This window comes from Streptomyces sp. CA-179760 (assembly GCF_050937045.1).
In the GTDB taxonomy this organism is placed as follows: Bacteria; Actinomycetota; Actinomycetes; order Streptomycetales; family Streptomycetaceae; genus Streptomyces.
The window spans coordinates 6,380,240-6,404,622 of record NZ_JBNJLZ010000001.1 but is presented as its reverse complement, the minus strand read 5'-3'; the positions used below and the strand labels follow the sequence as shown (position 1 = coordinate 6,404,622).

General features: G+C 72.4%; 14 protein-coding genes and 5 pseudogenes. 8 read left to right on the top strand and 11 right to left on the bottom strand.

Features of this window, described 5'->3' with window-relative positions:
- The first annotated feature begins 117 nt into the window (after positions 1 to 117).
- From ACQEV8_RS29255 to ACQEV8_RS29245, 3 genes and pseudogenes are all read left to right on the top strand, one after another.
- A pseudogene (locus ACQEV8_RS29255) lies at positions 118 to 2,900 on the top strand (lysylphosphatidylglycerol synthase domain-containing protein).
- A gap of 114 nt (positions 2,901 to 3,014) precedes the next feature.
- Entirely contained in the window at positions 3,015 to 4,562 is a 1,548-nt protein-coding gene (locus ACQEV8_RS29250) for an alpha/beta hydrolase (RefSeq protein ID WP_432966150.1), read from the top strand.
- Positions 4,563 to 4,707: 145 nt separating this feature from the next.
- Positions 4,708 to 6,180: an alpha/beta hydrolase gene (locus ACQEV8_RS29245; RefSeq protein ID WP_432966147.1), complete on the top strand. Its 1,473-nt coding sequence runs from the start codon at positions 4,708 to 4,710 to the stop codon at positions 6,178 to 6,180.
- A 68-nt stretch (positions 6,181 to 6,248) separates the two neighbouring features.
- On the opposite strand, the pseudogene moeZ reads toward ACQEV8_RS29245, so the two are convergent.
- The 10 genes and pseudogenes from moeZ to ACQEV8_RS29195 form a co-directional block, all read right to left on the bottom strand.
- A pseudogene (moeZ, locus tag ACQEV8_RS29240) lies at positions 6,249 to 7,426 on the bottom strand (adenylyltransferase/sulfurtransferase MoeZ).
- Between the two features lie 63 nt (positions 7,427 to 7,489).
- Positions 7,490 to 8,248 carry a spherulation-specific family 4 protein gene (locus tag ACQEV8_RS29235; RefSeq protein ID WP_432966144.1) on the bottom strand — a complete coding sequence of 253 codons (759 nt, stop codon included), beginning with the start codon at positions 8,246 to 8,248 and terminating at the stop codon, positions 7,490 to 7,492.
- The gene (locus ACQEV8_RS29230; protein WP_432966141.1) at positions 8,236 to 9,195 is read right to left on the bottom strand and encodes an NAD-dependent epimerase/dehydratase family protein; all 960 of its coding nucleotides are present in this window, start codon (positions 9,193 to 9,195) and stop codon (positions 8,236 to 8,238) included. Before ACQEV8_RS29230 ends, ACQEV8_RS29235 begins: the two co-directional genes overlap by 13 nt.
- A gap of 216 nt (positions 9,196 to 9,411) precedes the next feature.
- Complete coding sequence (locus tag ACQEV8_RS29225; protein ID WP_432966138.1) at positions 9,412 to 10,764, bottom strand: hypothetical protein; 1,353 nt, start codon at positions 10,762 to 10,764, stop codon at positions 9,412 to 9,414.
- Complete coding sequence (gene pelF / locus ACQEV8_RS29220; protein WP_432966135.1) at positions 10,761 to 12,452, bottom strand: GT4 family glycosyltransferase PelF; 1,692 nt, start codon at positions 12,450 to 12,452, stop codon at positions 10,761 to 10,763. Before pelF ends, ACQEV8_RS29225 begins: the two co-directional genes overlap by 4 nt.
- A gap of 189 nt (positions 12,453 to 12,641) precedes the next feature.
- A pseudogene (locus ACQEV8_RS29215) lies at positions 12,642 to 14,233 on the bottom strand (dipeptide ABC transporter ATP-binding protein).
- Positions 14,230 to 15,227: pseudogene (locus ACQEV8_RS29210) on the bottom strand (ABC transporter permease). The pseudogenes ACQEV8_RS29215 and ACQEV8_RS29210 overlap by 4 nt, the downstream one beginning before the upstream one ends.
- Positions 15,224 to 15,379 (bottom strand): annotated as a pseudogene (locus ACQEV8_RS29205) (ABC transporter permease); the annotation flags it as partial. The pseudogenes ACQEV8_RS29205 and ACQEV8_RS29210, both read right to left, overlap by 4 nt.
- Before the next feature lie 18 nt (positions 15,380 to 15,397).
- Positions 15,398 to 16,906, bottom strand: coding sequence for a DUF3152 domain-containing protein (locus tag ACQEV8_RS29200; RefSeq protein ID WP_432966132.1), 1,509 nt, complete (start codon positions 16,904 to 16,906; stop codon positions 15,398 to 15,400).
- An 8-nt stretch (positions 16,907 to 16,914) separates the two neighbouring features.
- Complete coding sequence (locus ACQEV8_RS29195) at positions 16,915 to 17,946, bottom strand: alpha/beta fold hydrolase (RefSeq protein ID WP_432966129.1); 1,032 nt, start codon at positions 17,944 to 17,946, stop codon at positions 16,915 to 16,917.
- 216 nt (positions 17,947 to 18,162) lie between these two features.
- On the opposite strand from ACQEV8_RS29195, the gene ACQEV8_RS29190 reads away from it, so the two are divergent.
- The 4 genes from ACQEV8_RS29190 to ACQEV8_RS29175 all read left to right on the top strand — a co-directional run bounded on the left by ACQEV8_RS29190 (position 18,163) and on the right by ACQEV8_RS29175 (position 20,062).
- Positions 18,163 to 18,387, top strand: a complete 225-nt coding sequence (locus ACQEV8_RS29190) for a hypothetical protein (RefSeq protein ID WP_432966126.1) — start codon at positions 18,163 to 18,165, stop codon at positions 18,385 to 18,387.
- Between the two features lie 206 nt (positions 18,388 to 18,593).
- Positions 18,594 to 19,235, top strand: coding sequence for a TetR/AcrR family transcriptional regulator (locus tag ACQEV8_RS29185; RefSeq protein WP_432966123.1), 642 nt, complete (start codon positions 18,594 to 18,596; stop codon positions 19,233 to 19,235).
- Between the two features lie 135 nt (positions 19,236 to 19,370).
- Positions 19,371 to 19,598, top strand: a complete 228-nt coding sequence (locus ACQEV8_RS29180; RefSeq protein ID WP_189723087.1) for a DUF3107 domain-containing protein — start codon at positions 19,371 to 19,373, stop codon at positions 19,596 to 19,598.
- Positions 19,599 to 19,789: 191 nt separating this feature from the next.
- Entirely contained in the window at positions 19,790 to 20,062 is a 273-nt protein-coding gene (locus tag ACQEV8_RS29175; RefSeq protein WP_432966119.1) for a hypothetical protein, read from the top strand.
- A 154-nt stretch (positions 20,063 to 20,216) separates the two neighbouring features.
- Here ACQEV8_RS29175 and ACQEV8_RS29170 read toward each other — a convergent pair whose 3' ends face one another.
- On the bottom strand, positions 20,217 to 20,972 hold the full coding sequence (locus tag ACQEV8_RS29170) for a ferritin-like domain-containing protein (RefSeq protein WP_432966116.1): 756 nt from the start codon (positions 20,970 to 20,972) through the stop codon (positions 20,217 to 20,219).
- 481 nt (positions 20,973 to 21,453) lie between these two features.
- Between ACQEV8_RS29170 and ACQEV8_RS29165 the strand changes: the two genes are divergently transcribed.
- Entirely contained in the window at positions 21,454 to 24,303 is a 2,850-nt protein-coding gene (locus tag ACQEV8_RS29165) for a DEAD/DEAH box helicase (protein WP_432973072.1), read from the top strand.
- Positions 24,304 to 24,383: the final 80 nt, after the last annotated feature.

Sequence of the window (24,383 nt, the reverse complement as noted above, 5' to 3'; positions counted from 1 at the left end):
GGTCCGCGTCGGGCAGACTGTCCGCCCCCGCATGTGCACCCTGATGCCCCCGCGTATCGGTGCGGCATGCCACCATCGTGCGGGCGGTGACCGGTGATACGAGACCAAGAAGAGACGATGAAGCAGCAGGGTGCGCATTCGGAGGACACAGGGGGCACCCCTGACGCTTCGTCGCGCCCTGGCACTGCGGACGACCGCCCGAAGACGGCCGGCGAGAACGGCCCCGACGAGGTCGGCCCGAAAAAGGTCGGCCCGAAGGAGGTCGGCCCGAAGGAACGGCCGGTCGCCGAGGAGCCCGACATCGCGCACGTCGACGAGGTGGAGGGCGACGAACCGCTGCTCCCCGCGCGCGTGCACCGCCCGTCCGATCTGATGCGACTCCTGGTGGGCGTGCTCGCCGTGGCGGTGCTGATCGGCATCGCCGCGTTCGCGCACGGCACCACCTCGGGCCTCGAACAGGACATCAACAAGGGCACCGGGCAGGCACCCGATCTGCTCATCAAGATCGCGGGGCTGGCCTCCAGCATCGCGATCCTGCTGGTGCCGGTCGCCTTCGCCATCGAGCGGCTGATCAAACGGGACGGCCTCCGAATCGCCGACGGCGTGCTCGCCGCGGTCCTCGCGCACGGTGTGACACTCGCCACCGACCTCTGGGTCGCCCGGGCCGCCCCCGACTCGATCCAGGAGGCGCTCACCCAGCCCTCCCCGGGGACATCCACGCGCTGACCGATCCCGTGCACGGTTATCTGGCGCCGGTCATCGCCTACATGACCGCCGTCGGCATGTCACGCAGACCCAGGTGGCGCACGGTGCTGTGGGTCGTGCTGCTCCTCGACGCCTTCTCGATGCTCGTCACCGGGTACACGACCCCGTTCTCGATCATCCTGACCGTGCTGATCGGCTGGACCGTGGCGTACGGCACGCTCTACGCGGTCGGTTCGCCCAACGTCCGGCCCACCGGGCAGACCCTGATGGCCGGCCTGCGGACCGTCGGCTTCCGCCCGGTCAGCGCGTCACGCGAGGACACCTCGGACAACCCGGACACCGGCGACCGGGGTCGGCGCTACTTCGTCACGCTCGAGGACGGTCCGCCGCTGGACGTCACGGTGGTCGACCGGGAGCAGCAGGCCCAGGGATTCTTCTACCGTGCGTGGCGCAATCTGACCCTGCGCGGCTTCGCCACCCGCAGCAGCCTCCAGTCGCTGCGCCAGGCCCTGGAGCAGGAAGCGCTGCTGGCGTACGCGGCCATCGCGGCCGGCGCCAACGCGCCCAAGCTGATCGCCACCTCCGAGCTCGGCCCCGACGCGGTGATGCTCGTCTACGAGCACAGCGGCGCACACACCCTCGACTCGCTGCCGGACGAGGAGATCACCGACAATCTGCTGCGCGACACCTGGCACCAGGTGAAGGCCCTGCAGTCCCGGCGTATCGCGCACCGCAGGCTGGTGGGCGACGCGATCCTGGTGGATCGTTCCGGCACGGTGATCCTCACCGACCTGCGCGGCGGCGAGATCGCGGCCGGCGACCTGCTGCTGCGCATGGACATCTCCCAGCTGCTGGTGACCCTGGGCCTCCGGGTGGGCGCCGAGCGGGCGGTGGCCTCGGCGGTGGGCGTGCTCGGCCCGGACGCGGTGGCGGACTGTCTGCCGATGCTCCAGCCCATCGCGCTCAGCCGCTCCACGCGCGCGACGCTGCGCAGACTGGCCAGGGAGCGGGCACAGCGCGAGCGCGACGCGGTGCTGGAGGCGTCCCGGCTGGCCAAGCAGGCGCGCCTCGATGAGTCCTCGGACGAGGCCGCGCCGGTTCCCGAGAAGGCCGACAAGAAGACCGTACGGGCGGAGCAGCGGGCCGAGAAGCGGGCCATCGACGAGGCCGTGGAGGAGGCACGCGAGGAGGACCTGCTCACTCAGATCCGCCACGAGGTGCTGCTGATCAGGCCGCAGGCACCGGTCGAGCCGGCCCGGCTGGAGCGGGTACGGCCGCGCACGCTGATCAGTTTCATGGCCGGAGCGATCGGCGCGTACTTCCTGCTGACGCAGCTCACGCACATCGAGTTCGGGCCGCTCATCGCGAACGCCGAGTGGGGCTGGGTCGCCGCGGCGGTGCTGTTCTCGATGTGCAGTTACCTCGCGGCGGCGATGGCTCTGCTGGGGTTCGTGCCCGAGCGGGTGCCGTTTTTGCGGACCGTGGCGGCACAGGTCGCCGGCTCGTTCGTGAAGATCGTCGCCCCGGCGGCGGTGGGCGGGGTCGCCCTGAACACGCGCTTCCTGCAGCGCGCGGGAGTGCGGCCGGGGCTCGCGGTGGCGAGTGTGGGCGCGTCGCAGTTGTTCGGGCTCGGCTGCCACATCCTGATGCTGCTGGCCTTCGGCTATCTGACCGGGACCGAGAAGACGCCGTCGCTGTCGCCGTCCCGGACGGTCATCGCCGGTCTGCTGACGGTGGCGGTGCTCGTGCTCGTGGTGACCTCGGTGCCGTTCCTGCGGAAGTTCATCTCCACGCGCGTGCGGTCGCTGTTCGCGGGTGTCGTGCCGCGCATGCTGGACGTGTTGCAGCGGCCGCAGAAGCTGGTCACCGGCATCGGCGGCATGCTGCTGCTGACCGCCTGCTTCGTGATGTGCCTGGACGCGTCGATCCGCGCGTTCGGCGACGAGTCCACCTCGATCAGCCTCGCCAGCGTCGCCGTCGTCTTCCTCGCGGGCAACGCCCTGGGGTCCGCGGCTCCGACGCCGGGCGGTGTGGGCGCGGTCGAGGCGACCCTGACGGTCGGTCTGATCGCCGTCGGCCTCCCGAAGGAGGTCGCGGCACCGGCCGTGCTGCTGTTCCGCCTGCTGACGCTGTGGCTGCCCGTGCTGCCGGGCTGGCTGGCCTTCAACCACCTCACCCGCAAGCAGGCCCTCTGACGCCAGTGGCCGGCGGGCAGGGATCTCGGCACACGCATCGGCAACACCAGCCCCTCCTACCTCGTACGACACGCGTCCCGCGCGTGGGCGCCCGTGCCGCCGCAGGATGGAACCATGCCTTCGCTCCTCCGGCTGCGCGCCGTCGTCCTGACCGCCACCGCCGTGCTGCTGTCCACCGTGCTGGCGGGCTGCGGTGACGACGGCGCCAAGGGCGAGGACCTCACGCGGCAGGAGCTGAGCTGGAAGGCCTGCCCGGCGCCGGACGAGGCCCAGGGCGGAGGCACTCCGCCCTCTCCCCTGCCGGAAGACGGCGAGTGGCAGTGCGCCACCATGAAGGCGCCTCTCGACTGGGACGATCCCAAGGGCGACACGATCGGCATCGAGTTGATCCGCGTCCGGACCAGCGGCTCCGCGAGTGAACGCATCGGCTCGCTCATCTTCAACTTCGGCGGGCCCGGCGGCTCGGGCGTCACCGCGCTGCCCGGCTTCGCCGAGGACTACGAGACCCTGCGCACCCGCTATGACCTGGTCAGCTTCGACCCGCGCGGAGTCGGCCGCAGCGACCCCGTGATCTGCGAGAACGACCAGCAGCTCGACGCGTACTTCCAGCAGGACGGCACGCCCGACGACCCGGCCGAACGCACCGGGCTCCTGGACAGCACCAAGGAGTTCAACGACGCCTGCGAGGAGAACTCCGAGAAGGTCCTGCCACACGTGCGCACCACCGACGCGGCCCGCGACCTCGATCTGATGCGCCAGGTCCTCGGCGACGACAAGCTGCACTACTTCGGCATCTCCTACGGCACCGAACTCGGCGGCGTCTACGCGCACCTGTTCCCCGAACGGGTCGGTCGAGCCGTGTTCGACGCCGTCGTCGATCCCACGCAGAACCCCGAGCAGGGCTCGCTCGGACAGGCCAAGGGCTTCCAGCTCGCGCTCGACAACTTCGCCGAAGACTGCGTGTCCAAGACCGAGGAGTGCCCCATCGGCGACAGTGCCCAGGATGTGAAGGACCGTATCGCCACCCTGCTGGAGGACCTCGACCGCAAACCGATCAAGGGCGTCTTCCCCCGCGAGCTGACCCAGACCGCGGCGACCAGCGGCATCCTGCAGGCGCTGTACTCGCAGGACTTCTGGGAGTACCTCACGGAGGGCCTCCAGCAGGCGTACGACGGCGACGGCAGCATCCTGCTGCTGCTGTCCGACTCGAGCAACGGGCGCAGCGAGAACGGCGAGTACGACAACTCGTCCGCCGCCCACACCGCCATCAGCTGCTCGGACTCCAAGCCGCGCTACGACACCGCCTACGTGGAACGGAAGCTGCCCGAGTTCCGTGCCGCGTCCGCCCTGTTCGGCGACTCCATGGCGTGGGGCATGATCGGCTGCACCGACTGGGCCGTGGCGGGCGCCGCCGACCACCCGGACGTGAGCGCGCCGGGCTCGGCACCGATCCTGGTCGTCGGCAACACCGGCGACCCGGCCACCCCCTACGAAGGGGCCCGGAAGATGGTGGACGCGCTGGGCAAGGGCGTCGGCGTCGAGCTCACGTACCGGGGACAGGGGCACGGCGCCTACAACAGCAAGAACAAGTGTGTGCAGAGCACGGTGAACGGATATCTGCTGGACGGAAAGGTGCCGCAAGCGGGGACCGTCTGCGGCTGAGAACCTGAGAACAGCCACAGCCTCAGCAAAGCCGCAGGTCAGAAGGTTATCCACAGGCCGGAGCGGCTGGCGCGAGATCTGCCTACCATGGCCTGACCGCCATCCGCAGCACGGTGCGGACGGCCTGCGAGGGGGGACTGGGCGCATGTCGCGCTTCGTACGGTGGACCGCTGTGGCGGTCGCCTCGGCACTGCTCGCGGCGGGCTGCAGCGGCAGCTCGTCCGGCGACGACAAGGGCGGCGGGCTCTCCTGGGGCCGTTGCAAGCCCACCGCCGACGCCCCCGCACCGAGCAGCGACTGGCAGTGCGCGACGTTGAAGGTGCCGCTGGACTGGTCGAAGCCGGACGGCGAGACGATCGGACTGGCACTGATCCGCGCCAAGGCCCGCGGCGGCGACCGCGTCGGCTCGCTCCTGTTCAACTTCGGCGGCCCCGGCGCCTCGGGCCTGTCCATGATGCCGTCGTACGCCCCGACCGTCTCCAAGCTCCGCGAGCGGTACGACCTGGTGAGCTGGGACCCGCGCGGGGTGGGCGCCAGCGAGGGGGTGCGCTGCCGCGGCGACAAGGAGATCCAGGCCGCCGAGTCGGTGGACGTCACCCCCGACACACCGGCCGAGGAAAAGGCGTACTTCCAGGACGCCGCCGACTTCGGCAAGGGCTGCCGGAAGGACGCCGGAAAGCTCATGGCGCATGTCTCGACCGCCGACTCGGCCCGCGACATGGACCGCATCCGGGACGTCCTCGGCGACGACAGGATGCACTACTTCGGCATCTCGTACGGCACCGAACTGGGCGGCACCTATGCCCACTTGTTCCCGAAGAAGGTGGGGCGGATGACGCTGGACGCGGTCGTCGACCCCGGCGCCGACACCGTGGGCCACGCCCAGAACCAGGCCAGGGGCTTCCAACGCGCGTTGAACGGCTATCTCGAGTCCACGGGCCAGGACCCGCAAGAGGGCACGCGGAAGATCGCGGCCCTGCTGCGACGGATCGACGCCCGGCCCCTGCCGACGGCCACGCCCGGGCGGAAGCTCACGCAGACGCTCGCGGTCACCGGCCTCACCCTGCCGCTGTACAACAAGGAGAGCTGGCCGACCCTGACCAGCGCCCTCGACGCGGCCGAGCGAGGCGACGGCTCGGAGCTGCTCACCCTCGCCGACGGCTACAACGACCGCGCCCCTTCGGGGAACTACGGCACGACGACCCATTCACAACGGGTCATATCGTGCCTGGACGACAGGCAGCGGCCGACGGCGGCCCGGACGAAGGAGCTGCTGCCGCAGTTCGAGAAGATCTCCCCGGTCTTCGGCGCCTTCCTGGGCTGGGACACGGCCGGCTGGTGCCACGACTGGCCGGTGCCCGGACAGCACGACACCCCGGAGGTGAGCGCCCCAGGCGCGGCGCCGGTCCTGGTGGTCGGCAACACCGGCGACCCGGCAACCCCCTACGAGGGCGCCCGGAGGATGGCCGACGAGCTGGGCGAGGACGTCGGCGTGGTGCTCACCTGGCGGGGCCAGGGGCATGGCGCGTACGGCAGCGGGAGCGACTGTGTCGACTCGACGGTGAACGCGTATCTGCTGGACGGGTCGGTCCCGAAGGACGGCAAGACCTGCTCATGACGGCGGGGGCTTCGCGCACTCGTGGTGCCCGAAGCCCCCGCCGCTCGGAAAGGGAGGCCGGATACGGCTCAGTACACCGGCTTGTCCGGCTCGATCTGGTTGACCCAGCCGATCACGCCGCCGCCGACGTGGACCGCGTCCGAGAAGCCCGCGGACTTCAGGACCGCGAGGACTTCCGCACTGCGGACACCCGTCTTGCAGTGCAGGACGATCTTCTTGTCCTGCGGGAGGCTCTCCAGGGCGGTGCCCATGAGGAACTCGTTCTTCGGGATCAGCCGGGCGCCCGGGATGGAGACGATCTCGTACTCGTTCGGCTCGCGGACGTCGATGATGTCGATGCCCTCGCCGTCGTCGATCCACTCCTTGAGCTGCTTGGGAGTGATCGTGGAGTCGGCGGCCGCCGCCTGGGCCTCCTCGGAGACGACGCCGCAGAAGGCCTCGTAGTCGATGAGCTCGGTGACGGTCGGGTTCTCGCCGCAGACCGCGCAGTCCGGGTCCTTGCGGACCTTGACCTGGCGGTACTGCATCTCCAGGGCGTCGTAGATCATCAGCCGGCCGACCAGCGGGTCGCCGATACCGGCGAGCAGCTTGATGGCCTCGTTGACCTGGATGGAGCCGATGGACGCGCACAGCACGCCCAGGACGCCGCCCTCGGCGCAGGAGGGGACCATGCCGGGGGCGGGGGCTCCGGGTAGAGGCAGCGGTAGCAGGGGCCGTGCTCGGACCAGAAGACGGAGGCCTGGCCGTCGAAGCGGTAGATCGAACCCCAGACGTACGGCTTGTTCAGCAGCACGCAGGCGTCGTTGACCAGGTAGCGGGTCGCGAAGTTGTCCGTGCCGTCGACGATCAGGTCGTACTGGCTGAAGATGTCCATCACGTTGTCGGCCTCGAGCCGCTCCTCGTGAAGGATCACGTTCACGTACGGGTTGATACCGAGGACGGAGTCACGGGCGGACTCGGCCTTGGGGCGGCCGATGTCGGCCTGGCTGTGGATGATCTGGCGCTGCAGATTCGACTCGTCGACCTCGTCGAACTCCACGATGCCGAGGGTGCCGACGCCCGCGGCGGCCAGGTACATCAGCGCCGGCGAGCCCAGGCCGCCGGCGCCCACACACAGCACCTTGGCGTTCTTCAGCCGCTTCTGCCCGTCCATCCCGACGTCGGGGATGATCAGGTGGCGGGAGTACCTGCGGACCTCGTCTACGGTGAGCTCGGAAGCCGGCTCGACCAGGGGTGGCAGCGACACGGGGACTCCGTTGGTCGGTCAATCACTACGGTTGTTCTCCCCGTAACAGTGCCATGTGCTTTTTCATTCCGAGACACCTGTTCCGACACGCGAGACGATTTCGTCCCAGTAGCCGGGCATGGTCTCCCAGGGGTCGGCGTGTCCGCCGCAGTCCGTGCGGTCCGTGCGGTCGGTGAAGTAGATCGTCGCGGCGCCCTGCCAGCGCGCGATGCCCAGCGCCTCCCCCAGATGAGGGCGGGGCACTCCGTGGACGAAGTGACAGAAGCGCTCGGGCGAATGGTCGGCGGTCCACTCGGCCACCTGAGACCAGCGGTAGTCGCTCCACGGGCCGGAGAAGGTGACCAGCTGGTCGGCGAGTTCGGCGTACCCCGGGTGCGGGTGGATGCCGTGGCCGAGGACGATGTGGGCCGCGTCACGGATCACGCGGAGGGTGGCGACCGTGCGCCGCACCTCGGGCAGCCCGACGTGGTCCGCCGGGCAGCGCTCCAGGAGGAAGCCGTCGACCTGGTACCAGTCGACGAACCGGTGGGCGTCCGAGATCAGCTCTCCGAAGTTCCGGGTGCCGTACCGGGTGTCGAGGTGACCGAGGACCCGGATGCCCGCGTTGCGCAGCCGGCCGGCCGCCTCCAGGCAGTGCGGGTCGGGGCGGGCGCCGGGGCCGTCGGCGACGTTGAGGACGACCCAGTGCAGTGGGGTGCCGGGGCGGGTGAGTTCGCCCCACTCGGTGGGGGCGAGGAGGGGGTGCGCGTAGCCGGGGACGCCGACGCCGGGGCGGAGTTCCGTGCCGGAGGTGCGGGGCTGTGTGCTGGTCAGATGCGACATGCCGCCTCCATCCAGATGTCCGCGAGGGACTCCTCGAGGCCGATCCGGGGGCGCCAGCCGAGCCGGTCGCGTGCGGTGCGCACGTCGGCCTGCTGCCAACTACCGCAGCCGTCCGGGTACGGGTACGCGGCCTGGGGGGCGTGGTCCGAGTCCGGGCGGGGGTGGCCGATGGCCGTGCGCAGGGCGCCGGGCGGACCGTCGAGTTCGTGGAGGGCGCCGCCATATCCGGCCACGCGGGCGAGGACGGCGGCGGCGTCGCGCAGGCGCACGGCGCGGCCGGAGCCGATGTTGATGACCCCCTGCGCGGCGGAGAGCGAGGCGGCGTGGACGGCGCGGGCGACGTCCCGGACGTCGACGAAGTCGCGCTGCGCGCCCAGGCCGCCGAGTTTCAGCTCGCCGTCGCCGGACTGCATGGCGCGGCGCATGGCCTCTGCGAGACGCCCGAGCGGGGAGCCGGCGGGGGTGCCGGGTCCGGCCGGGGAGAAGACACGCAGGACGACGGCGTCCAGGCCGGAACCGAGGACCAGTTCGGTGGCGGCGAGTTTGCTGACACCGTACGGACCGCCGGGCCGGGGGACGGCGTCCTCGGCCGTGGAGGAGCCGGGCTGGCTGGGACCGTACTCCGCGCTGCACCCGATCTGCACCAGACGGGCGCCGCAGCCGCTGCGGCGCAGGGCCTCGCAGACGGTGGCCACGGCGACGGTGTTGTGGCGGGTGAGTTCGCGGGCACCGCCCCTGGTGGCGCCGGCGCAGTTGACGACGACGCCCGGGTGGACCGCGTCGAGGAAGCGGGTGAGGGCACCGGGGCTGCCGGAGGCGAGGTCGAAGCGGACGTCGGCGTCGTCGCCGCGACCGAGTGCGGTGAGCTGCACGGCGGGGTCGGCGAGCAGGCGGTCGGCGACGAAGCGCCCGATGTAGCCGTTGGCTCCGATCAGCAGGACTCTCATCGCGCGGCTCCTGGGGCGGCTGGGACTCCTGGGTGGGTGGTCATCGGGGTTCTCCTTGAAGGCGGGGCGGGGCGGGGCGGGGCGGGGCCGGGCGGACGGGACGGGGGCGGGTGCCTCCGGCGGTGGGCCGGTGTCTGTGGCGACGGGGTGACGGGGCATCCGGGGGCGAGGGCTCTTTCGGGAGTCGCTCTCCGACGGCTCTCGCTCCCGCAGCGGTCACCGTGTGGGGGACGGCGGTGCGTGGGCCGAGGCCCTGGTCAGCTTGCGCGTCGCGTGGACGAGGAGGGCCAGGGCCCCCGCTCCGCAGGCGAGGGTGGGGACGCTGCCGGCGCCCCAGAGGGTGACGAGGGTCTCCACGGGGATGCCCAGGAAGCCGAGACCGGGGAGGCGGGCGGTGAAGACCGTGGCGAGGGCGGCCGCCTGGACCGTGGCCGTCGCGGTGAGCACCACGGCCGGGGCGTAGGGGAAGCCGTGGGTGGCGAGGAGGCGGGCGATGAAGAGGAGGGCGCCCAGAGCGAGGACCTCCGCGTAGCCCGCGGGCTCGCCGAGGGCTGCCGCGCAGAGGGCGAGCAGGCCCGCCAGGGCGCCCAGGAAGAGGACGACAGTGCCGAGCAGCAGCGGTCGTACGGCGGCGGCGAAGTCCTCGAGGCCTCGGCTTGCCGCGAGCCTGCGGCGGCCACGTGCGGTGAAGAGGTGGGCGGTCCAGGCCGCGGGCGCGCACGCCAGGGCGAGGGCCAGGACAGGGGCGGCGGTGAGGGGCCAGGGGCCGTCGGCCGTGCCGGTGGGCGGACCGTCGGGGCCGCCGGCGACGGCACTGTGGAGCAGGCCGTCGCCCAGGACGGAGTAGGCGACGAGCCAGGAGATCCAGAGGGCGCTTCCACGGGGGGCGGTGTGGTCGGTCCGGTTCAGGGGGCCTCGGCGGAGGGCCGCGCGGAGGGCCAGGCCCACGGCGAGGATGCCCGCTGCCACGGCGATCAGGCGCGTCCGGCCGTGGGTGAGGTGCGCTGCGGTCACGGCGCCGGCGCACAGCGCGCCCGGCAGGAGGGTCAGGAGGACCCAGTCGGCACGCGCCCGGGGGGCCGTGGGCGCCGGGGACACGGGCGCGTCCCCGTCCCGGGTGACTCGTGCGTACATCTCCTCGGCGAGCGAGAAGACGTCCCGGTGCCGGAAGCGGGCCGCGGTCCGCTCGGTGATGCCGTGCGCTTCCAGTCCCGCCGCGATCTCGAGGGGGTCCACCGCGCGTTCGCAGAGTTCCCGGTGACGGTGCATCAGCGCCTTCACGGGGTCGGCACCGCGGCGCGGGGAGGCCGACTCGCGGTCGGCGGCCGACCCTTGTGCGACGGACGGGCCGCAGCCGGCGGCCGGCCCCTGCGTCACAGACGGACCGCAGCCGGCGGCCGGTTCCCGCTTCCCGGACGGCCGGAGGTCGGCGGCCGGTTCCGGGGTCGGTGAGGCCGTGGCCGCGGGGCCGGGTGCCTTCTCCGAGGGGGCCTCCGACGCTCCCTGGCCGGCCGGGGTGCCGGGTCCGGCCGGTGTTCCAGGACGGTCCAGTTCGCCCAAGTCGTTCATCGCGCTCTCTCCGGGGCGGGGACGGGAGTGGTGGCTCGTACGGGGCTGCCTCCGGCCCAGCCGGGGACGCCGCGGGCGGCGAGGCCGGGTGTCGGGGCGGCCCAGCGGACCGGGACGCGGGCCTCGGCGGGCACCGCGAAGGGCAGCGGCTCCCCCGCCGCGTCGAGGACGACACGACGCACGGGAGCGCGCGAGACGATCTCCAGGTAAATGCTGTGAAATGCCTCGATGTTCTGCTCGGCCGTGAACAGTTCGAGGGCGCGGGCCCGAGCGGCTGCGCCCAGGCGCTCACGGCGCTCCGGGTCGCGCAGCAGCGCGACGCACGCTTCGGCGAGCGCGCGCGGGTTGCGCGGGGGCACGACCAGGCCGGTGCCACCGATGACCTCCAGGACCGCGCCCACGTCCGTCGACACCGTCGCGCGCCCGCAGAGCATGGCCTCGACCAGGCCGGTCGGGAAGCCCTCGACGACGCTGGACAGGACGGTCACGGCACCCGAGGCGTAGGCGTCGGCGAGGGCCGGGAGTTCCGGCCCGCCGACCTCCTCGAACGACACCGGGTTGTGGCCTGAGGTGTGCGGGCCCTCGGCCTCGTCGGGGAAGAGATGGGAGGCCAGCGCCCTGCAGTGGTCGAGATAGGCCGCGCCCTCGGTCCCGGCGGGGGCTCCGACGATGCGCAGGCGCGTCCCCGGCTCCTGCTTGCGGATCTCGGCGAAGGCGTGCAGCAGCGAGACCAGGTCCTTGGCGGGTTCGACGCGGCCGACCCAGACGAGCGCTCGCGGGTCGGCGCACTCCATGGACTCGCCCACCTCCGTGAAGGGCCGGGCGTCCATGCCGGGGTAGACCGTGCGGAGCTTCTCACGGTCGGCGCCGCAGCGCTCCTGCCAGCGGCGGGCGTGCGTGTTGCCGGCGATGACGACCTCGGCCTGTCCGTAGGCCTCGGCGGCGAGTCGGCCGTGGAAGGCCGCCAGCAGGGACCGTACGGCGGGCGGGGCGTCGGGCGTGGTGAGGTAGTGCGTCCGCAGGCGCACGCCGTACTCGGTCACCAGCAGGGGGAGACCGGTGAAGTGGCGGGCCAGCAGGCCCGGCAGGGCGGCCGGGCCGCCGGACGCGGCGTGGCAGAGGTCGACCGCGCCGAGTCCGTCGTCCTCGTACCAGTCGAGGGAGAGGGGGCGCAGCGCCCGTTCGAGGTGCGCGGCCACGGCGAGCAGATCCGGGACCCGGGCCTCACGCGCGGCGCGGTGGGCGCCCGGCGCACGACAGGCGCGTTCCAGCGCGCGTACGGCGGCCTCGGAGCGGAGAGCTCCGGCGAGGCCGCCCTCCTCTCGGGCGAGTTCGGCGAGCCCGTACAGAGCGTTGGCGAAACGGTCCGCCTCGGGGGTCGAGGCGCCCTCGGACGACGCCCCACACAGCACGGCGGCCAGTTCCCCGAAGCACTCGGTGAACCGCCGGCGCGCGCGGCGGCCCAGGACCACTCCGTCGTCCTCGGTCATCCACAGCGACGCGGTGCGCACCCTGCGGACGTTCGGCGGCAGCGGGGTCCAGCCCTCGTCCTCCTGGCGTTCACTGCGGCTGAGCGCGTAGACGTCGAACTCGTGCTGTGCGAGCCCGCGCACCAGCCGGTCGCACCAGAGCCTGGCGTCACCGCTCACATACGGATAGCCACCTTCCGTAAGCAGTCCGATGCGCACGTGTGCACCCCCGATCTCCCGTATGGGGAGCCGCCGTTGCCCGGCGGCTCGCAGCGGGACGAACGTATGCGGTCAAGGCGGTGGTGCGACGGACGGTTGTCCGTCGCACCACCAAAAGGGGTGAACGGTCGTAACTTTCTCGTGCGGGTCGCGTTCTGTCGCGCTAGGAGATCAAGCGGACACGGATCGTCATGCTGCGGCCAACTCCCGCCGCTCCGCCCGGCGTCGCGCGGCGGCCTCCGGGTCGAGCGCCGGTACGGCGGCCAGCAGCTGCCTGGTGTACGGCTCCTGCCGCGACCCGTACACCTCGGCGACGGGCCCTTCCTCGACGACGGCGCCCTCGCGCATCACCGCGACTCGGTCGCTGACCTGGCGTACGACGGCCAGGTCGTGCGCGATGAAGACCAGCGCGAGCCCGAGTTCGCGCTGCAACTCCCCCAGCAGCCCGACCACATGCGCCTGGGTGGTGACGTCGAGCGCCGAGACCGGCTCGTCGCAGACGATGACGCGCGGGTCGGCCGCGAGCGCCCGCGCGATCCCGATGCGCTGGCGCTGGCCGCCGCTGAACTCGTGCGGGTAGCGGTCGTGGTGCGCCGCTTCGAGCCCCACGCGCTCCAGCAGTTCCGCCACGCGCTCCCGAATGCGCCCCTTCTCGGACTCGCCGCGCGCCCGGAGCGGGTCGGCGATGGACTCGCCCACGCTGCGGCGGGGGTTGAGGGAGGAGACGGGGTCCTGGAAGACCATCTGCACCGCCGGGTTCACCCCGGTGTGCGCGCGGCCCTCGAACCTCAGCGATCCTGCCGTCGGCTCCAGCAGCCCGACGAGCATGCGCCCCAGGGTCGTCTTCCCGCTGCCGCTCTCGCCCACGACTCCGAGCGTCTCACCGCGCCGCAGGGTCAGCGACACCTCGTCCACGGCCGTGAACGCCCGCTTCCCGCGCCCGACCACGCGCTTCAGCCCGGTCGCCTCCAGCACGACCTCCTCGGGTGCCGGCGAGGCCTTTCGGGGCGCGTCCAGCCGTGGCACCGCGGCCAGCAGTTCCCGGGTGTACGGCTGGGCCGGCGTGCCCAGCACACCCGACACCGGGCCGTGCTCGACCGCCCGCCGTGCCGCATCACCAGGACCTCGTCGACGCTCTCGGCGGCGACGCCCACGTCGTGGGTGACGAGCAGCAGGCCCATGCCGGTCTCCTCGCGCAGCGTGTGCAGCAGGTCCAGGACCTGGGCCTGGACGGTGACATCGAGGGCGGTCGTCGGCTCGTCCGCGATCAGCAGGCGGGGCTCGCACGCGAGCGCCATGGCGATCAGGGCGCGCTGGCGCATGCCGCCGCTGAACTCGTGAGGCCGGGAACGGGACCGCCGGGCCGCGTCCGCGATGCCCACCCGGTCGAGGACCTCGACGGCACGCGCGCGTGCCGCCCGCCGGGACACGCGCGCGTGGGCGCGGTACACCTCGGCGATCTGGTCGCCGATCGCGTAGTACGGGTCGAGGGAGGACAGCGGATCCTGGAACACCATGGCGGCCTGGCCGCCGCGCAGCCGCCGCAGCTCCTCGTCGGAGGCCCGCCGCACGTCGGTGCCGGCCACCTCGACCGAGCCCCCGACCCGCGCTCCCGTGCCGCGGTGCAGGCCGAGCAGGGCGGACGCCACGGTCGGCTTGCCGGAGCCGGACTCGCCGACCAGGGCCAGGGCGGCGCCCTGTTCCAGGCGGAAGGAGAGTCCGTCGACGGCGCGCAGCTCGCCGAAGTCCACGCTCAGGTCGGTCACGTCGACCAGGCTCATGTCAGAACCACCCGTCGGTCGGCCACCGCGTACAGCACGTCGGCGACGGCGTTGGCGAGGACCACGAAGAAACCGATGACCAGGACCATGCCGACCACGACCGGCAGGTCGACGACCTTGACGGCATGGACGAGTTCCTGTCCGATGCCGGGCAGGCCGAAGAGCGTCTCGGTGAGCACCGCGCCGCCGATCGCCGACCCGACGTTGTTGGCGTTCAGCGCGATGACCGGCGCGAACGCGCCGCGCAATGCGTGCCGTCCGACGATCGACCGTTCGCCGACGCCGTACGCGCGGAAGGTGCGGATGTGGTCCTCGGCCAGCGTCTCCAGCATCGACGCCCGGGTCAGCCGGGCGAACGCGGCAGCCTCGATAAGGGCCAGTGACAGCCAGGGGAGCACCAGGTTCCACGCCCACTGTTCGGGGTCGTCGCCGAGGGCGACGTACTGCGGGAAGGGCAGCAACCGCAGCTCCCCGCAGACGACGATCATCAGGACCAGGCCGATGACGAAGACCGGGGTGGCCGTGCCGGCGAGGGTGATGCCGGTCAGCACCCGCTCGGAGAACCGGCCGCGCCGCCAGGCGGAGAGCACGCCGGTGCCGACACCGAGGAGCAGCCAGAGCACCATCGCGCCGGACACCAGGGACAGACTGACCGGAAGCTTTGCCCAGATCAGCTGCGTGACCTGCTGGTCGCTCTGGTACGACAGGCCGAGGCAGGGCGCGGAGCAGTGCTGCACGGACGTACCCGTCGAGTAGTCCTGGCCGGCGACGAGCCCTTGGAGGAAGTGCCAGTACCGCGCGTACAACGGGTCGTCCAGGTTCAGCTGCCGGGCGACCTGGTCCACCTGTTCCGGTGAGCAGCGCGGGCCGCAGGTGATCTGGGCGACGTTGCCGGGGGTGACTAGAAGACGACGTAGACGATCACCGAGACGGCGAGCAGGGTGACCGCGGCGCCGACGGCCCGGCGCAGGACGAAGCCGGTGAGACCGTTCATGCCGCACCTCCCCCGGCCGCCTGCGCGTCACACCCACGCTCCTCGGCCGCATGCGCGTCACACCCACGCTCCTCGGCCGCCTTCGACTCCCGCTTCCGCCCCGTCCCGATGCGCAGCCGTGAGGCCGCGCGCGGGTCGAGCGCGGTGCGGACCGGCCCCTGTGATGCCCGTCAATTCCCGGGGTAGGCCCAGGGGTTGGCACGGCATCGAATGCCGTCGTGGTTGAGGAACTTGGTCTGCTGCTGCATGACCGGGGCGAGGTCGCCGTCCTTGTCGCAGGTGACGTGGTTGTAGCCGAGTCGGTGCCCGACCTCGTGGTTGATCAGCATCTGCCGGTAGGCGTGGATCTTGTCGCCGTACGTCGGCGAACCCTGCGCCCACCGGTAGGCGTTGATCATCACGCGCTCGGTCGCGGCCGAGTCGCAGGAGACGTTGTCCACCGTGGTGTCCAGGCCGGACTTGGCGCACCAGTCGGCAGTCGTGCCGGGGCTGGCGAGAGTGATCACGAAGTCGGGGGTGCCGGAGTAGACGCGCTCGAAGGTGTGCGCGCCGTTGTGGGCCCAGCTGCGCTGGTCGTTGAGCGTCTTCTGCACGGCCTCGGCGAAGAGCTCGCCGTCCAGCCCGAGTCCCTGCTCCACGTCCACGCGGTAGGTGTGCTTCTGCCCCGTACCGGGCGCCTTCGCGATGCCGGGGACGGCGTCGAACTTCCCCGTGCCCTTGAGCTCGGCACCGAGCGGGTACGTCCTGGCCATCTTCTCGGCGTACGTGAGCGGCTTCGCGTCGGAGTCCGGGGCGGGGGCCTGCCCGCCACTGTGGGGCGCGGAGTCCCGGAGGTCGCGGGCCTGGTCGGTGGCGGACTGCGACTGCACGTCGGCACCGCCCTGGTCGTCGGCGACCTGGCCGGCGACGACCACGGCCAGCACGGTGGTGACGGCGGCGGCCGCGATGCCGGTGAAGGTGCGGCCCTTGCCGCCCTTGACCGGCGCGGGCGCGCCGGTGGGCTCCGCGTCGTCGCGGTCGTAGTCACGGTCATCGCCGTCGTCGCGGTCGCGGCCGTAGTCGCCGAAGGGGGTGTCGGCCGGAGTGCCCGCGCTCCAGTCCGTGACGGAGGCGTAGGCGTCCGCCGCGTGCGCGGAGGCGGCCGTACGGGGCGCGAAGGCGTCGGTCCCTTCGCCGAAGGCTTCGAGGTACTCCTGCCGCGGCCCGGGCACGGACGCACGCCGCTGCCGCGGTATGGGAGAGGTGCCCCGGCCGTTCTCCCTCAACTCACCCCAGCCGCCCCCGGCTTCCCGCTGCTCGGGATGGCCTCCACGGGCATAGGGGAAGCCGTGCGCCGGGGTGCCGTCGGGCAGCCGTGGCACACCGCGCCCCGGGGTGCCGTCCGGACGCCAACCGTCCGGCAGGTGCGGCATCCCGTACGGCGGCGTACCGGAACCCGGTGCGGGCCCGGAACCCGGTGCTGGCCGCGGCCCCGGTGTGCGGCGAGGGCCGGCGCCCTGCGGCGGCCGGCCGGCCTGCCCGGCACCGGGCGGTGCCGGGTAGCCTCCCCGGCCCGGGTCCGGCGCCTGGCTCTGCCCTGGTCTCTCTCCCTGCGTCGACCCGGCCCGGTCGTCCCGTACTGCGGTCACGTCCGCGGTGTCGCCCTTGGCGACCGCCCCGCGGCGGCTGTGGCGTCCCACTTCGCGCCTCAGCCCCCCATGCTCTCGTCGGTGCTTTCTCTGTCGACGGCGCCGCCCTGGGCCCGCCGTGCTCGCCGCGTCCCCAACTCCCCGGACCCTTCGAGAAGTTCACGAAACGCCAGGGCCACCGTCTCCGGGTACTCCATCATGGCCACGTGCCCGGCGTCCGGCAACGTCACCAGCCGCGAGTCACGAAAGGTCCGGGCCGCCTTCTGCGCCATGCGGAAGCCGACCAGTTGGTCACGGCCACCGTAGACGAGGAGGGTCGGCGCGAGAACGCGCTCGGCCTGGCGCCACAGCCCCTGCTGGCCGCCCAGCGTGTACGCGTTGACTATCCCGCGCGCGGACCGCGCCATCGCGTCCCAGAAGTACGGCAGCCGCAGCCGCCGCTCCATTTCCTGCACGGCGTTGCGGAAACCTTCCGGCGTCACCATGCCCGGATCCCCGTAACAGAGCGCCATCACGCCGCGGACCCGCTGCTCCGCCGTCCAGGCGCGGGTGAGCCGGGTGAAGAGCAGGGCGACACCGGGCACCGCCAGCAGCCCCGTGGGCACGGCGGAGCGCTGCACGCGGATTTCCGGCAGGGCAGGCGACACGAGCGTGAGCGTACGGACCAGATCGGGCCGTACCGCCGCGACACGGGTGGTGATGGCGCCACCGAGCGAGTTCCCGAACAGGTGCACGGGACCGCGCGCGGAGGCGTCGAGGTAGCGGATGACCGCGCGCGCGTGCCCCGTGACGGAGTAGTCGCCGTCGTCCGGTGGCGGGGAGTCGCCGAAACCCGGCAGGTCGACGGCCTCGCTGTCGACGACCCCCTCCAGCAGCGGCATCAGCGCCGACCAGTTCTGCGAGGAACCGCCGAGCCCGTGCACGTAGAGCGCGGGAGGCAGCCCTTCGCGCGCGGGCGGTCGCGAACGCACCGTCAGGGTGACCCCGGACAGCTCGACCGACCGCAGCCGCTCGCCCTCCGCGACCCTGACGCCCCCCACCTTCGGCAGCACATTGGCGGGCGGCACGAACGGCAGCTCGGTCGAAGACATGCGGCAATGTTACGAGACGATCACGCAGTGGCTCATGTGTTCGCCTGTGTTCGCCGTCACAAGAATCGGACAGGAGCAGTTCAGGGGGTGCGCACTGCGTCACACCCCGGACGCGGATCGCATAGCGTCCGGATCGGGTGTCTCCTAGGCTCGTACAGAGGGCACCCGCATGTGGCCCCTGCATCCTCAGGGACATTCGTAGGAAGGGAGCCCAGCATGGCCGTAGACCCCACCGACCCCGAGACATTCGAGGCCGAGGACGCGCCTCAGGCGCAGGAGTACGACGTCGAAGCCCCCGAGGTCGACGCGGCCGAGCAGCAGGCGGACCTCACACCGGACCGCGACGACCCGCTGACCGGCGTCGACCCGGACCGGGCCAACGAGGCCGACCTGGTGGAGCAGGCCCGGGTCGTCTCCCTCGACGAGGACGACTACCGGTGACGCTCCCCGCCGGGGGCGGCAAGCAGCGCTGTTGAACAGGAAAGAGGCTGCATTTTGCCCGCTCTGCCCCTGTTTGAAACCTTCGCAACCGCTTTCGCGACCGTCCGGTCCGTGAAATTCTGCGCTCTCACCGCGCACAGCACGGTTACCGAAAAGTACGATGGCGACGCGGCCAGATCCGCACGTGGACGACTATGGGAGGCGGCGTGACAGCCATCGAGCAGACAGAGGCGGTTCGCCCGCGGGGTACACGCCTGCCACGCCGTGCCCGACGGAACCAGCTCCTGGGAGCCGCCCAGGAGGTCTTCGTGGCCCAGGGCTATCACGCGGCGGCGATGGACGACATCGCCGAGCGCGCGGGCGTCAGCAAGCCGGTGCTCTACCAGCACTTCCCGGGCAAGCTCGACCTCTATCTCGCACTGCTCGACCAGCACTGCGAGTCGCTCATCCAGGCCGTGCGCCACGCGCTCGCCTCGACGACGGACAACAAGCAGCGCGTCCGGGCGACGATGGACGCCTACTTCGCGTACATCGAGGACGACGGCGGCGCCTTCCGCCTGGTCTTCGAGTCGGACCTGACGAACGAGCCCGCCGTGCGCGAGCGCGTCGACAAGGTCACCAACGAGTGCGCGGAAGCGATCTGCGACGTCATCGCCGAGGACACCGGCCTGTCGCGCGCGGAGTCGATGCTGCTCGCCTCGGGCCTGGGCGGCCTCGCCCAGGTCGTGGCGCGGTCCTGGCTGCACAGCGACCGCAGCGTGCCGCGCGACCAGGCGGTGCAGCTGCTGACCTCGCTGGCGTGGCGCGGCATCGCCGGCTTCCCGCTGCACGGGACCGACCACCACTGAGGACGCTTTGTTCCCGCCCGGTGTTCGCTCGTGGCGTTCTCGGGCGGGGACTGCGGGGTCCCCTCGCCGGGCTAATGTGTGCTGCGTACGGCGCGGAAGGTCGCGCACATCACTGACCGTCGGAGGGACATAGCCGTGGAGGTCAAGATCGGCGTGCAGCACGCACCCCGCGAGATCGTTCTGGAGAGCGGTCAGAGCCCCGAGGAGGTCGAGCGCGTCGTGGCCGAGGCACTGGCCGGAAAGTCGCAGCTGCTGAGCCTCGTGGACGAACACGGCCGCAAGATCCTGGTCCCGGCCGACCGTCTCGCATACGTCGAGATCGGCGAGCCGGCCCCGCGCAAGGTGGGCTTCGGCGCGCTGTAGGCGCGTGAGCGGGGCGGGACGGCCGATGGCCGTCCCGCCCCGCTCGCGTTCTCCGGGTCCCCGTGGGGCACCTGGGTTCCTCCACGGATGGAGCACAGAGCACGCACAGAATGGGATTGGATTCCGCAGGTCAGGGGTAAGACGGGCTACGACCGATTTGGGCAGGCCGGCCATGTGGGAGGGACCCCGACATGCTCCTGGAAGCGTTGAGCTCCGCGATCCTCGGCCTGGCTCTGGCCTGGGCGGCCACGCAACGCCTGTCGCACAGGCTCCCGGCTCGCCCCCTGGTCCTGTCGACCGGTGTCGCCGGAGCCCTCTTCGGAGCCTTCGTCATGCACAGCGCGCTGGAGGCCGGGCACCTGCTGCTGGTCCTGCTCGGCGCGGTGATCGTCTCAGTGGCCTCGCTGTCGCTGCTGCTGCGGCCGGCGGGGCGCCGCCTGCGCCGACGATCAGCCACGGCGTAGCCGGAGCCGTCAGGGGCGGCGGCCAACGCCCCTGAAAGGGGCGCGGGGAACCGCGCGACCAGCCACCGGCGGCCCGCAGCGTCCCCACAGCCCGCGGAAGCGCACACCGCGCTCATTCCGACAACCGCGATGCGGCCGCCCCCTGGCAGGAGCGCTACGCGGCCAGCCCCAGCGCGGCCATCCGCTTGGTGTGGGCCTCGGTGATCCGGGAGAACATCTTGCCGACCTCGGCCAGGTCGAAGCCGTCCGCGACGCCGCCCACCAGCATGGTCGACAACGCGTCCCGGTCGGCGACCACCCGCTGGGACTGCGACAGGGCCTCGCCCATCAGCCGCCGCGCCCACAGCGCGAGCCGCCCGCCCACCCGCGGATCGGCGTCGATGGCGGCACGCACCTTCTCCACGGCGAAGCCGCCGTGGCCGGTGTCGTCGAGCACGGCCAGCACCAGGTCACGGGAGTCGGAGTCCAGGCGGGCGGCCACCTCCCGGTAGAAGTCGCTGGCGATGGAGTCGCCGACGTACGCCTTGACGAGCCCCTCCAGCCAGTCCGAGGGGGCCGTCTGCTTGTGGAAGCCGTCGTAGGCGCCGACGAACGGCTCCATCGCCCGCGTCGGCTCCTCCCCGATCTCGGCGAGCCGGTCGCGCAGCCTCTCGAAGTGGTGGAACTCGGCCGACGCCATCTTCGCCAGCTCCGCCTTGTCCGCCAGCGTCGGCGCCAGCTTGGCGTCCTCCGCGAGCCTCTCGAACGCCGCCAGCTCCCCGTAGGCGAGCGCGCCGAGCAGGTCCACGACAGCGGCGCGGTACTGCGGGTCGGCAGCGGCCGTCGCCCAGTCCCGGGCGGCGACTCCGGTGTGTTCGGCCGGGGTGGCGGTGGTGTCCGAGGCGTTCTCAGGCTTGTCAGAGCTCGTCATGAAGCGCACAATAGCCCGCCCGTCGAGAGGCGTAAGGCCCTGGTCAATCACTGTGACAACGGCTACGTGACCAAATCGGCCATCGCATGTGCGGGATTCCGGGGTATGGTGGTAATGCGCCTGCTGGTACTTCGACGTACCTCGACGGGCCGCACGTATGAGGATGCCCGGTCGGTGGCCCGATCGGCTCCGACCCGACAGACCTCCGCGTCCGTATGGCACTGTGCGTACGGAGCCCGGAGGGACACCCTCAGCGGTACGAGCGCTAGAGCGTCGACAGTGGTCCCGTGCCCAACGGCACCGCCGCAAGGCCGCCGACGTCCCCGGCACGGTCCGTACACGACCCCCGCGCTCGCCTCGCACCGCCCCACACAGAAGAGGCAGCACCCTGACTACGACGTTCCGAGAGCTCGGAATCCTCCCCGAGACCGCCGAGGCCCTTGAGGCCGTCGGCATCACCACCCCCTTCCCCATCCAGGAGCTGACGCTGCCCGTGGCCCTCACGGGCACGGACGTCATCGGCCAGGCCAAGACCGGCACCGGCAAGACGCTGGGCTTCGGCCTCCCGCTCCTCGAGCGCGTCACCGTCCCCGCCGATGTCGAGGCCGGACGCGCCAAGCCCGAGGACCTCACCGACACCCCGCAGGCGCTCGTCGTCGTCCCCACGCGCGAGCTGTGCCAGCAGGTGACCAACGACCTCCTGACGGCCGGCAAGGCCCGTAACGTGCGCGTGACGGCGATCTACGGCGGCCGGGCCTACGAACCCCAGGTCGAGGCCCTGAAGAAGGGCGTCGATGTGGTCATCGGCACCCCGGGCCGGCTGCTCGACCTCGCCGGGCAGAAGAAGCTGAACCTGAAGCACGTCAAGTGCCTGGTCCTCGACGAGGCCGACGAGATGCTCGACCTGGGCTTCCTGCCCGACGTCGAGAAGATCATCAACATGCTGCCGGTCCGGCGCCAGACGATGCTGTTCTCGGCCACCATGCCGGGCGCGGTCATCGGCCTGGCCCGCCGCTACATGTCGCAGCCCACGCACATCCGCGCCACGGCGCCGGACGACGCGGGCGCGACGGTCGCGAACACGAAGCAGTACATCTACCGCGCGCACAACATGGACAAGCCCGAGATGGTCTCGCGCATCCTGCAGGCCGACGGCCGCGGGCTGGTGATGGTCTTCTGCCGGACGAAGCGGACGGCGGCGGATCTCGCCGACCAGCTCAAGCAGCGCGGCTTCGCCTCCGGTGCGGTCCACGGCGACCTCGGCCAGGGCGCCCGCGAGCAGGCCCTGCGCGCCTTCCGCAACGGCAAGGTGGACGTCCTCGTCTGCACCGACGTCGCCGCCCGCGGCATCGACGTCGAGGGCGTGACCCATGTCATCAACTACCAGTCTCCGGAAGAGGAGAAGACGTACCTGCACCGCATCGGCCGTACGGGCCGCGCGGGCGCGAAGGGTACGGCGATCACGCTCGTCGACTGGGACGACATCCCGCGCTGGCAGCTGATCAACAAGGCGCTGGATCTGGGCTTCAACGACCCGCCGGAGACGTACTCCACGTCCCCGCACCTCTTCTCCGACCTCGGCATCCCCGAGGGCACGAAGGGCGTCCTGCCGCGCTCGGAGCGCACGCGCGCCGGGCTGGACGCCGAGGAGCTGGAGGACCTGGGCGAGCCGGGCGGCCGGGCGCCGCGCGGCCGGGGTGGCCGGGGTGTCCGCGGCGGCCGGGACGAGTCCCGGCCGGCCGAGCGCGAGCGTTCCGAGCGCGAGCGTTCCGAGCGCACCCCGCGACGCCGCCGCCGTACGCGCGGCGGAGCGGCGCTGGGCTCGTCGCCGGAGTCCGCCGGCACCACCGCACCGGACACCACCGCCACGGGCGGCACCGCCGAGGCGGACGCCGTCACGGCTCCGCGCACCCCGCGCCGTCGCCGCCGCACCCGCGGTGGCAGCCCGGCCGAATCGGCGCCGGTCACGGCCGTCGAGTCCGCCCCGTCCGAGCGGGCGGCGAACGCCGTGGCGACGGCGGAGGGCACGAACACGGAGACGCCCGAGGCGGCGAAGCCGCGCCGGCGCCGTACGCGCCGGTCGGAGACGCCGGTGGTGGAGACCGAGGCCGCGGTGACGCCGTCGGCCACGGAGTCCGCAGCCGTCGTAGCCGATGCCCCGGTGACCGCGGAGCCGGAGACTTCCGGCACCAAGACGCGTCGGCGCACCCGTCAGAGCACGGCGACGTCCGCGGCCGAGGCTGCGGTCGACACGGCCGAGGGGACCGCCGAGTCCGTCGCGGAGCCGGTGGCGACGAAGCCGCGCCGCACGCGCAAGACCGCCGCCGCGGCTCCGGAGGGCGAAGCCGCCGAGGCCAAGCCGCGCCGCACCCGCAAGGCCGCCGCAGCGGCCGAAGCCGCCGTCGACACAGCCGAGGCCACCGAGGCCAAGCCGAGGCGTACGCGCAAGGCGACGGCAGCGGCGGAAGGTTCCGTCGACACGGCCGAGGCGACCGAGGCGAAGCCGCGCCGCACGCGCAAGACCGCCGCCGCGGCTCCGGAGGGCGAAGCCACCGAGGCCAAGCCGCGCCGCACCCGCAAGGCCGCCGCAGCGGCCGAAGCCGCCGTCGACACAGCCGAGGCCACCGAGGCCAAGCCGAGGCGTACGCGCAAGGCGACGGCAGTGGCGGAAGGTTCCGTCGACACGGCCGAGGCGACCGAGGCGAAGCCGCGCCGCACGCGGAAGGCCGCCGCAGCGGCCGAAGCCGCCGCCGACACAGCCGAGGGCACGGAGGCCAAGCCGCGCCGCCGCACCCGCAAGGCAGCCGCCGAAGCGGTCGAGGCAGCCGAAACCGTCACCGCCGGGATCCCGGCCCAGACGGCCCAGGAGCCCGACGCCGTCGAGGCCGTCGCGACCAAGCCGCGCCGTACCCGCAAGGCGGCGCCCAAGGCCGAGGCGGGCGTCGACACGGCCGAGGCGACCGAGGCGAAGCCGCGCCGGACCCGGAAGACGGCCGCCGTGGCTCCGGAGGGCGAAGCCGCCGAGGCCAAGCCGCGCCGGACCCGGAAGACCGCCGCAGCGGCCGAAGCCGCCGCCGACACAGCCGAGGGCACGGAGGCCAAGCCGCGCCGCCGCACCCGCAAGGCAGCCGCCGAAGCGGTCGAGGCAGCCGAGACCGTCACCGCCGGGATCCCGGCCCAGACGGCCCAGGAGCCCGACGCCGCCGAAGCCAAGCCGCGCCGGACCCGGAAGACGGCCGCCACGGCCTCCGCCGAGGGCGCGGCCGAGGCGAAGCCCAAGGCCCGCCGCACCCGTAAGGCCACGGCCACCGCGGAGCCCACGGAGGGCTGACACCTTCCGCCCGACGGCCCGGTCCCACCCAGGTGGGGCCGGGCCGTCGGCGTTCACGGGTCGCAAGCCTCCCACCGGAG